The organism is Sulfuricaulis sp., assembly GCF_049587675.1.
GTDB lineage: Bacteria > Pseudomonadota > Gammaproteobacteria > Acidiferrobacterales > Sulfurifustaceae > Sulfuricaulis.
Genome location: NZ_JBAVEJ010000022.1, coordinates 1 through 1624 on the forward strand (window position 1 = coordinate 1; position 1624 = coordinate 1624).

At 61.2% G+C, this 1624-nt stretch carries 2 protein-coding genes; one reads left to right on the top strand and one right to left on the bottom strand.

The genetic code is table 11. The features are described from left to right. Positions 1-83: 83 nt before the first annotated feature. A complete protein-coding gene (locus tag WB402_RS00965) occupies positions 84-287 on the top strand; it encodes a hypothetical protein (RefSeq protein ID WP_424204860.1) in 204 nt (67 codons plus the stop codon). Here the strand turns inward: WB402_RS00965 and WB402_RS00970 are convergent. Continuing rightward, positions 274-1329, bottom strand: a complete 1056-nt coding sequence (locus WB402_RS00970) for an IS630 family transposase (protein WP_424204862.1) — start codon at positions 1327-1329, stop codon at positions 274-276. The two genes, WB402_RS00965 and WB402_RS00970, sit on opposite strands and share 14 nt — an antisense overlap. Between the last annotated feature and the right edge of the window lie 295 nt (positions 1330-1624).

A 1624-nucleotide genomic window follows, 5' to 3' on the forward strand; every position in this document is an offset into this window, starting at 1 on the left:
CACCATTCCTACTTGTGCAGGTCCGGCGTGGCGCTCAAAGGGGCCTCCCCCAGACTCGCCCCGTCGGCAAGAGGTGATCTCACATGACGGCACAAATCAACGACCCGATGCCGGTTTCGCCGGTGCAGCCGGTGCAGCTCGCGCTCGGCGACAACTTCCGCTTCCGCTGCCACAAGGGCATCGCCTGCTTCAACCGGTGCTGCGAGAACGCGGACGTCCTGCTCACGCGACGCCTTCGCGAAGGTTGGCGCGCGACACCGCCACGGTGGGAAACTAGTGGACTGTAACGGTTGAATCGGGAGTAATTCGACGCGATGGATCGAAGTACTTCCATTTCACGGGTTTGGCCTGCGTGTTGTACTGGCGGATGTAACGCATGAGTTTCCTCTTCAGATCGGGCACCGAAGTGAACACACCGCGGGCGATCACGTCGCGTTCGATCTTGGCGAACCACAGTTCGACCTGGTTCAACCACGACGAGTAGGTGGGAGTGAAGTGCAGGTGAACGTTGGGATACTCCGCGAGGAATTCGTCGACGCGCTTGGTCTTGTGCGCCGAGAGGTTGTCAGCGATGACGTGGATCTCCTTGCCGCGCGGCTGGTTGACGACGATGTCGTTGAGGAACGCGACGAACTCGGCCGAGGTGTGGCGCTCGGCGGTCTTGCCGAGCACTTCCCCAGTCTTCGTGTTGAAGGCCGCATACAGCGACAGTGTGCCGTGACGAAAGTATTCGAAGCCGTGCCGCTCGGCACGTCCCGGCGACAGCGGCAACACCGGGTCCTTGCGATCGAGGGCCTGAATCGCCGTCTTCTCGTCCACGCAGAACACCGCGGCATGCTGCGGTGGGTTCAGATACAGCCCAATCACGTCAGCGGCCTTGGTCTCGAAGTCGGGATCGTTCGAAGCGATGTAACCCTCAAGCCGATGCGGCTTCAGGCCGTGCTTGGCCCAGATGCGCGTAACCGTCATGTGCGATATGTCGCCACCCAATTCGGCGGCCAGCCTGCGCGAGGACCAGTGCGTCGAACCGTCGGCCGGCTTGCGCTTGGTCGTCCACGCCAGTACGCGTGCTTCCAGCCGATCCGTGACCTTGTAGCGCTCACGTCCCGCATGCCGCGCAAACAGCCCGGCCAGCCGCTCGGTCTCGAAGCGCTTGCTCCACCGACTAATGTAGCTGTCGGCGCAATCAAGCTTGGTCCGGATCTCGGCCCAGGTGCAGCCTTCGGCAAGCAGCAGTACCAGCCGCGCACGACGCGCCGAGTCCGCTCGACCATTCCTGGCACTGGCCTGCCGCTGCAATTCAGTTTGCTCGCTCTTGGTGAGTTTCATCGCACCCTCCGCAGGCACGATGATACTACCGTTTTAAGTGTTACAGTCTACTAGGCGGCCGCACAAGCGCGAACACCGAGCACTTCTGCGTCCGGCTTCCCTCGGTACTGCGCTCCGCCTTATCAATCGGCAACGGCCCGAATCGACCCAGGCGATGTTGAGTCCTCGGTCCCCGACACCAACGAAGGAATGCGCGACCTCTTCCTGATTTGGATTCATTCGCGTCGATTGTCGAGCATCAATTTACATGGAGGTCTCGGATGTCGGACAAGCCACCAAGGTAATGGGATAGGAT